An 8,269-nucleotide genomic window follows, 5' to 3' on the forward strand; every position below is an offset into this window, starting at 1 on the left:
AACCAGTCCTACGCATCGTGCACGGTGTCAGACACCCGGCCAAGACTGCCGCGCAATGACGACTGTCGCATGCGGGTGTCAGACACCTGAAGTCAGCGGCATCGACCAATGTCTAACACCTGAACCAGTCCTACGCATCGTGCACGGTGTCAGACACCCGGCCAAGACTGCCGCGCAGTGACGACTGTCGCATGCGGGTGTCAGACACCTGAAGTCAGCGGCATGCCCACAAAAATCCCACCCACAAGCACCGAAGGCCCGCCGCTCCCGCCCCCCGGTGCCGGCCGGGAAGCAAAAGCGGCGAACCTTCGATACACCGTCAAACCATAAAAACTACTGCGCAGGCACCACCGCAGTCACCTCGATCTCCACCTTCGCGCGATCCTCCACCAGAGCGGCCACTTCCACCGCCGTCATCGCCGGGAAATGCCGGCCGATCAACTCCCGGTAGTGTTTGCCGATGCCCGGATACGCCGCAACGTACTCCTTCCTGTCCGTCACATACCACGTCATCCGCACGATATGTTCCGGCTTCGCCCCGCCCTCGGCAAGAATCTGCACGATGTTCAGCAGCGCCTGACGCACCTGGTCCGCGAAGTCATCGGACTCGAACTGCTGCTGCCCGTTCCATCCCACCTGTCCGCCCACGAACACAATCTTGCTGCCCACCTGCATCTCGGTCAGCACACCATTCGAATAGCCCCGGGGCGCCATCCAATCCGGCGGTTGCAGAATCTTCATAACGTCTCATCCTATTGATCAAATAAACAAACCACAGGGTGGCGCCCGCTTATGCCGCGGTTGCCAGAAAATGCTGCATGCGTTCCCGCAGATCCGCAGGCAGCGGCATCGACTTCATCGTCCGCAGGTCAACCGTCACGATCGTCAGCGTCGCCGACAACCGCAACTGCCCGTCAGGCCCTTCAAAACGCACCAACGCCTTGAACGACGCGCCCCCGATGCGCTGCACCGACAGCGTCTGGCGCAGCTTCTCGTGCCAACGGCTCGGCGCGCTGAAATCGCACGTCACCGACGCCATCGGCGTGCCGATGTGCCGGTCCACATGCAGCGCATGAAACGGCAGCCCCATTCCCTTGTCGAACCACTCCTCGACGAAATCATTGATCATCTCGAAATAGCGCGGATAGAACACGATGCCCGCCGGATCGCAATGGCGGAATCGGACTTCTACCTGGCTCACGAAAGGAGCCGTCGTGATTGGTGCTGCCATGATGTTTCCTTTGATGCCTCTACCTGCTCATGCCATCTTGCGCAGCGCAAACCGCTGCAACTTGCCCGTTTCCGTCCGCGGCAATGCGTCCACGAACTCGATCGCGCGCGGGTACTTGTAAGGCGCGATGTTCGCCTTCACGAACGTCTGCATCGCCGTCACCAGTTCCGCGCTCGGCGAAAAACCCGGCTTGAGCACCACAAACGCCTTCACCACCTGACCGCGCTCGTCGTCCATCGCGCCCACCACCCCGCACTCCGCCACCGCCTCGTGACGCAGCAGCGCGTCTTCGACCTCGGGGCCCGCGATGTTGTAGCCCGCCGACACGATCATGTCGTCGTTGCGCGCCTGATAGAACAGATAGCCGTCGTCGTCCTGCACGAACGTATCGCCCGGCAGATTCCAGCCCGCCTGCACGAACCGGCGCTGACGCTCGTCCGCCAGATAACGGCAGCCCGTCGGCCCCTTGATCGCCAACCGGCCCACCGTGCCATTCGGCACCGGCTGCATCTCATCGTCAACAATCTGCGCCACATACCCCGGCACCACGCGGCCGATCGCGCCCCGGCGCACTTCATCAGGCGGGCTCGACACGAACACGTGGATCATCTCCGTGCCGCCGATGCCGTCAATCATCTCGATCCCCGTCGCATCCTTCCAGAGCTGACGCGTCGCGTCCGGCAGCGCTTCGCCCGCCGACACGCTCTTCTTCAGCGACGACAGATCGAACTTGCCCACCAGCGCCGCCATCTGGCGATAGAAGGTCGGCGCCGTGAACACGATCGTCGCGCGGAATTCCTGGATCAGTTCCAGGAGGCTCTCCGGCGACAGCTTCTCGGCCAGCACCGTGCTCGCGCCCACGCGCAGCGGGAAGCACAACAGCCCGCCCAGCCCGAACGTGAACGCCAGCGGAGGCGTACCGCAGAAAATGTCGTCCGGCCCCGGCTTGATCACATGCTTCGGGAACAGATCGCACATCGCCAGCACATCGCGATGAAAGTGCATGCAGCCCTTCGGCGAGCCCGTCGTGCCGCTGGTGAACGCAATCAGGCAGACATCGTCCGCCGCCGTATCGCACGCATCGAACGTGTCCGGCTTGCCCGCCGCCAGCGCGTCCAGCGCATCGGCCGCCGTATCGTTGAAGTACATCACCTGCGCCAGACCTGGGCAGTGATTCTCGTGATCCGGCTGCGCGCAGAACTGCGCCTCGTCCTTCAGACGCACGTCGCACAGCACCGCCTGGATCTGCGCCTTCTCGATGATCTGCTTCAGCTCCTTCGAGCGCAGCAGCGGCATCGTCGGCACCGTCACCAGGCCCGCCTTGATCGCCGCCAGCCACGAGGCCGCCATCATCGGATTGTTCGGGCCGCGCAGCAGCAGCCGATTGCCCGGCACCAGCTGCATGTCCTCGGTCAGCACATGCGCAATGCGGTTCGTCAGCGCGGCCAGCTCGCGGTAAGTCATCGACGCCGGCTTGCCGTCCTGACGCCAGCGCAGCGCCACGCGGTCGCCGTGGCCGCGGCCGACCATCGCGTCCACCAATTCCACCGCGCAATTGAAACGCTTCGGATAGGCCACGTCGGGGCCGTCCAGCAGGAACTCAGGCCATTGTTCGCCCGGGGGCAGGTTGTCCCGGGCAAAGGTGTCGATGTGGGCGGATACTTCCATGAAAATTCCCCTTGGCTGGTGCGATGCGGTTTACGTTGCAAAAGGCAGGCGCTCGATGGCCCCTTACGCCTTCAGCAGTTCACGGGCGATGATCAACTTCTGCACTTCCGTGGCGCCTTCGTAGATACGCAGCGCTCTGATTTCCCTGTAAAGCTTCTCCACCGGCATCCCCGACACCACGCCCGCGCCGCCAAACATCTGCAAGGCCCGGTCGATCACGGTCTGCGCCGATTCCGTGGCCGTCATCTTGGCCATCGCCGCTTCGCGCGTGGTGCGCAGCTTCTGCACGTCGCGCATCCACGCGGCGCGGTACGTCAGCAGCGCCGAGGCGTCGATGGCGGTCGCCATGTCGCCCAGCGCGGCTTGCGTCAGTTGCAGGTCGGCCAGCGTCTGGCCGAACATGCGGCGCGACTTCGCGCGCGCCAATCCCTCATCCAGCGCCCGGCGCGCAAAACCCAGCGCCGCCGCCGCCACCGACGCACGGAAGATGTCCAGCGTCATCATGGCCAGCTTGAACCCCTGCCCCGCGTCGCCCAGCCGGTGCGTCACCGGGATGCGGCAGTTGTCGAACGTGATGGTCGCCAGCGGATGCGGCGCGATCAGGTCGATGCGCTCGGCCACCTCGAACCCCGGCGTGTCCGCGTCCACCACGAACGCGCTGATGCCCCGCGCGCCGGGGGCTTCGCCCGTGCGCGCGAACACGACATAGAAGTCCGCGATGCCGCCGTTCGAAATCCACGTCTTGGCGCCGTTCAGCACGTAGTGGTCGCCGTCCAGCTTCGCCTCGCACGCCAGCGCCGCCACGTCCGAGCCCGCGTCCGGTTCGGACAGCGCAAATGCCGCGATCGCCTCGCCGCGCGCCACGCGCGGCAGGTAATCCTGGCGCAACGCATCCGAGCCCATCAGCGAAATCGCGCCGCTGCCCAACCCCTGCATCGCAAACGCAAAATCCGCCAGCCCTTCATGGCGCGCGAAGGTCTCGCGCAGGATGCACACCGCGCGGGAATCCACTTCGGGCAGCGCGCCGCCCCACGCCCCGCCTGGGCCGCCCGCCACCGCGTAGCGCAGCCACCCGGCCTGGCCCATGGCCTTGACCAGCTTCCTGCATGCCGCGTCGGCGTCGTGATGGTCCACGTCGCCCAGCGATTGCTCGCACCAGGCGTCTACGTCATGCGCCAGCTTGCGATGCGCGTCGTCGAAAAAGGGCCAGTCCAGCCAGCTTGCGTCGCGCATCGTCAATTCCCCTCGAAGACGGGCTTTTGCTTGGCCACGAAGGCCTCGTAGGCGCGGTGGAAATCGCGCGTCTGCATGCAGATGGCCTGGGCCTCGGCCTCGGCCTCGATGGCCTCGTCCACGCCCATGTTCCATTCCTGGTGCAGCAGCTTCTTGGTGACGCCGTGCGCAAAGGTAGGACCCGCGGCCAGTTGCGCCGCCAGCGTCTGCGCCGCTTCCAGCAGCTTGCCGGATTCATGCAGCGCATTGAAAAAGCCCCAGCTCGCGCCCTCGTCGGCCGTCATCGCGCGGCCCGTGTACAGCAGCTCGGACGCGCGGCCCTGACCGATCATGCGCGGCAGCAGCGTGCACGCGCCCATGTCGGCCCCCGCCAAGCCCACGCGGGTAAAGAGGAACGCGGTGCGCGCGGCGGGCGTGCCCAACCGCATGTCCGACGCCAGGGCCACCATCGCGCCCGCACCGGCGCACACGCCGTCCACCGCCGCCACGATGGGCTGCGGGCAGGCGCGCATGGCCTTGACCAGGTCGCCCGTCATACGGGTGAAATCCAGCAGTTCCGGCATGCTCATCTTCGTGAGCGGACCGATGATCTCGTGCACATCGCCACCCGAGCAGAAGTTGCCGCCCGCACCCGTCACCACCACCACCTTGACGTCGGTCGCGTACACCAGCGACCGGAAGAAATCGCGCAGTTCCGCGTACGAATCGAACGTCAGCGGGTTCTTGCGCTCGGGACGGTTCAGCGTGATGGTGCCGACCTTGCCGTCGTCCGACACCTGCCACAGGAACGTCTTCGCCTGATAGCCGGCGATGGGACGCTTGTGATGCTTCATGGTGTGCTCTTCGGGCTGCGTGCTCATGGTGTCTCCGTTCGTGAATCTGGGTGGATGGGGCGCCGGTCTCAGCCGGTCATCACTTCGCCGCCGTCGACGGCGATCGCCTGGCCATTGATGGAAGCGGAGGCCGGCAGCGCCAGCCACGCGACCGTCTCGGCCACTTCCTCGGGCTGCACCAGGCGGCCCTGCGGGTTGCGTTCCGCTAATTTGAGGCGGGCAGCGTCCGGCGTCATGCCGGTCTTCTCGACAATGTTGGCCACCGCGCCGCGCACGATGTCGGTCTCGGTATAGCCCGGGCAGACCGCGTTGACCGTCACGCCCTTCTGCGCCGTTTCCAGCGCCAGCGAACGCGTCAGGCCAATGACACCGTGCTTGGCGGCGCAGTAGGCACTTACATACCCGTAGCCGATCAAGCCGGCGGTGCTGGCCACGTTGATTACGCGGCCCCATTTTTCCTGCAGCATTCCCGGCAACGCCGCCTGGATGCAATGGAAGGTGCCCGTCAGATTGACGGCCAGCATCTGGTTCCACAGCGCGGCGTCCGTCCGGTCAAAACGCTGGCTGACCGCCTGCCCCGCGTTGTTCACCAAGATCAGCACCGGGCCGAATTCGGCTTCGGCCTGCGCGAAGGCCGCGCGCACCGAGGCTTCGTCGGCGATGTCGGCGCTGACGGCCTGCACCTGACCCAGCCGGGCCAGCTCGTCGGTGGCGGCCTCCAGCGCGCCGCCATCACGGCCCAGCAGCGTGACGCGGGCGCCGCGCTGCAAAAGCGACCGGGCGCTGGCCAGGCCGATGCCGCGTGCGCCCCCCGTCACCAGGGCGTGACGCCCGGCGAGCGGTAGCGGTTGTGCGTTCATTTGATATCCAGTTGCGCCATCGCGGCGGCGCGTTCGAAGTTGGTTTCCAGCTGGCGCTTGCCGGCGAAATACTGGCTCGGCCACGACACATCAACATAGCCCACACGCGCCGCTTCGCGCAGCGTCCAAGAGGCGTCAGCCAAATGGGGACGTGCCAGCGCGCAGAGGTCTGCACGGCCCGAGGCGATGATGCCGTTGGCGTGATCGGCCTCGAAAATGGCGCCCACGGCAATCGTCGGGATGCCGGCTTCGTTGCGCACGCGGTCGGCAAACGGCGTCTGGAACATGCGGCCGTACACCGGTTTTTCTTCCTTGCTGACCTGGCCGGACGAGCAGTCGATCATGTCGGCGCCCGCCGCCTTAAAGTGACGCGCGATCTCGACCGCATCGTCCGCGGTGATGCCGCCTTCCACCCAATCGCTGGCCGAGATCCGCACCGACATCGGCTTGTCCTCGGGCCACACGGCGCGCACCGCATGGAAAACTTCCAGCGGGAAGCGCAGCCGGTTCTCCAGGCTGCCGCCGTACTCGTCCTCGCGCCGATTGGTCAGCGGCGAGATGAAGCTGGACAACAGATAACCGTGCGCGCAGTGCAGCTCCAGCCAGTCAAAGCCGGCAGCCGCGGCGCGGCGCGCGGCCGCCACGAAGTTGTCGCGCACCTGGTCCATGTCGGCCCGCGTCATGGCGCGCGGCGTCTGCGAGACGCCCTCGATGTAGGGCAGCGCCGACGCCGACACCAGCGGCCAGTTACCCTCCGCCAGCGGATGATCGATCTTCTGCCAGCCGAGCTGCGTCGACCCCTTGCGGCCGGCATGGCCAAGCTGCATGCCGATGCGCGCATCGCTGTTGCCGTGAACGAAGTTCACAATGCGGGCGAACGCCTGCTGCTGCTCGTCGTTCCAGAGTCCCGGGCACCCCGGCGTGATGCGGCCGTCCGGCGACACGCAGGTCATTTCCACCATCACCAAGCCGGCGCCACCCATGGCGCGCGCACCCAGGTGAACCAGATGGAAATCGCCCGGCACGCCGTCCGTGCACGAATACATGGCCATCGGCGACACGAGGATGCGATTCTTCAGCCGTACGCCACGCGCCTGGTAAGGCGTCAGCATCGGAATGGCCGGACGCCGGCCCTCGGGCGTGGCCGCGCCGGCGCGTTCCGCGATCCAACGTTCAAAGCCTTCCAGCCAGGCCGGATCGCGCAGACGCAGGTTCTCGTGCGAGATGCGCTGCGAACGGGTCAGCAGCGAATAGGCGAACTGCTCGGGTTCCAAGTCGGCGTAACGCTCGACGTTCTCGAACCACTCGGTGGAGTTGCGGGCGGCGTTCTGGATCTTCAGCACTTCGACGCTGCGCACTTCCTCGTAATGATGCAGCCCGGCCTCGACGCTGCCCTCCGCGCCGCTCAGGCAACGCGCCAGCTCGATCGCGTCTTCCAGCGCCAGCTTGGTGCCCGAACCGATGGAAAAGTGCGCGGTATGCGCGGCATCGCCCATCAGCACGACCGGCACGCGACGCTCGCCGCGCGCGGTGTCCAGATTGTTCCAGTGGACCCACGTGTTGCAGATGACACGCGGGAAACGGATCCAGATGGCCGATCCACGCAGGTGCGACGCATTGCTGATCAACGGATTGCCGTCCAGCCAGGGCGCGAACAGCTTCTCGCAATAGGCGATGCCCTCTTCCTGGCTCATCTGCTCGATGCCGGCAGCCTGCCAGGTTTCCTCGGGCGTCTCCACGATGAACGTCGACATGCCATCCTCGTACCGGTAGGCATGCGCCTGGAACCAGCCGTGCTCGGTCTGCACGAAGGCAAAGGTGAACGCATCGAACACCTTCTTGGTGCCCAGCCACACGAAGCGGCAGCGGCGCTGATCGATGTCGGGGTGGAACGTATCGGTGTACCGAGTACGGATCTGGCTGTTGATGCCGTCCGAGGCGATGACGAGGTCGGCATCGTATTCGCGGGCGATGGCCTGGTCGTCCTGGACGAAGTTCTCGAACACCAGCTTGACGCCGACATCTTCACAACGCGCCTGCAGGATGTTCAGAAGCTTCTTGCGGCCAATGCCGATGAAGCCGTGGCCGCTGCTGCGGATGCTGCGTCCCTTGAAATGGATGTCGATGTCATCCCAATGGTTGAACGCATCGCCAATGGTCTGGGCGGAGACGGGGTCGGCCTCACGCAAGTTCTGCATGGTGGCGTCAGAGAAGACCACGCCCCAGCCAAAAGTGTCATACGGACGGTTGCGTTCGATGACGGTGACTTCGTTGGCGGGGTTCTGCAGTTTCATGAGCAGACCGAAATACAGGCCGGCGGGACCGCCGCCGATGCAGACTATCTTCATTGCCGTATACGCTCCAAGTACGCGACAGTCGCTCTATGGTGCTGGAGCGGAAGCCGCAGATATTTAGGTCTGGATAGTTTAGGCTTGAAATATATA

At 65.3% G+C, this 8,269-nt stretch carries 7 protein-coding genes; all 7 read right to left on the minus strand.

Going from position 1 to position 8,269, the window contains the following annotated elements:
• Nucleotides 1-333 precede the first annotated feature (333 nt).
• Entirely contained in the window at nt 334-741 is a 408-nt protein-coding gene (locus RT697_RS26125) for a RidA family protein (RefSeq protein ID WP_175125933.1), read from the minus strand.
• Nucleotides 742-790: 49 nt separating this feature from the next.
• Complete coding sequence (locus RT697_RS26130) at nt 791-1,231, minus strand: acyl-CoA thioesterase (RefSeq protein ID WP_056564554.1); 441 nt, start codon at nt 1,229-1,231, stop codon at nt 791-793.
• A gap of 27 nt (nt 1,232-1,258) precedes the next feature.
• On the minus strand, nt 1,259-2,899 hold the full coding sequence (locus RT697_RS26135) for an AMP-binding protein (RefSeq protein WP_313702545.1): 1,641 nt from the start codon (nt 2,897-2,899) through the stop codon (nt 1,259-1,261).
• Nucleotides 2,900-2,962: 63 nt separating this feature from the next.
• Complete coding sequence (locus RT697_RS26140; RefSeq protein ID WP_313702546.1) at nt 2,963-4,132, minus strand: acyl-CoA dehydrogenase family protein; 1,170 nt, start codon at nt 4,130-4,132, stop codon at nt 2,963-2,965.
• Nucleotides 4,133-4,134: 2 nt separating this feature from the next.
• A complete protein-coding gene (locus RT697_RS26145) occupies nt 4,135-4,992 on the minus strand; it encodes an enoyl-CoA hydratase family protein (RefSeq protein WP_062841618.1) in 858 nt (285 codons plus the stop codon).
• Nucleotides 4,993-5,033: 41 nt separating this feature from the next.
• Entirely contained in the window at nt 5,034-5,825 is a 792-nt protein-coding gene (locus RT697_RS26150; protein ID WP_312439093.1) for an SDR family NAD(P)-dependent oxidoreductase, read from the minus strand.
• Complete coding sequence (locus RT697_RS26155; RefSeq protein ID WP_313702547.1) at nt 5,822-8,173, minus strand: bifunctional salicylyl-CoA 5-hydroxylase/oxidoreductase; 2,352 nt, start codon at nt 8,171-8,173, stop codon at nt 5,822-5,824. Before RT697_RS26155 ends, RT697_RS26150 begins: the two co-directional genes overlap by 4 nt.
• Between the last annotated feature and the right edge of the window lie 96 nt (nt 8,174-8,269).

This window comes from Achromobacter sp., from assembly GCF_032113835.1.
In the GTDB taxonomy this organism is placed as follows: Bacteria; Pseudomonadota; Gammaproteobacteria; order Burkholderiales; family Burkholderiaceae_B; genus Achromobacter.

Excerpts from the sequence above, each read along its gene's own strand:
- RT697_RS26140 (WP_313702546.1), bottom strand. The coding sequence starts at position 4,132 with ATGCGCGACGCAAGCTGGCTGGACTGGCCCTTTTTCGACGACGCGCAT.
- RT697_RS26155 (WP_313702547.1), bottom strand. The coding sequence starts at position 8,173 with ATGAAGATAGTCTGCATCGGCGGCGGTCCCGCCGGCCTGTATTTCGGT.
- RT697_RS26150 (WP_312439093.1), bottom strand. The coding sequence starts at position 5,825 with ATGAACGCACAACCGCTACCGCTCGCCGGGCGTCACGCCCTGGTGACG.
- RT697_RS26135 (WP_313702545.1), bottom strand. The coding sequence starts at position 2,899 with ATGGAAGTATCCGCCCACATCGACACCTTTGCCCGGGACAACCTGCCC.
- RT697_RS26145 (WP_062841618.1), bottom strand. The coding sequence starts at position 4,992 with ATGAGCACGCAGCCCGAAGAGCACACCATGAAGCATCACAAGCGTCCC.
- RT697_RS26125 (WP_175125933.1), bottom strand. The coding sequence starts at position 741 with ATGAAGATTCTGCAACCGCCGGATTGGATGGCGCCCCGGGGCTATTCG.
- RT697_RS26130 (WP_056564554.1), bottom strand. The coding sequence starts at position 1,231 with ATGGCAGCACCAATCACGACGGCTCCTTTCGTGAGCCAGGTAGAAGTC.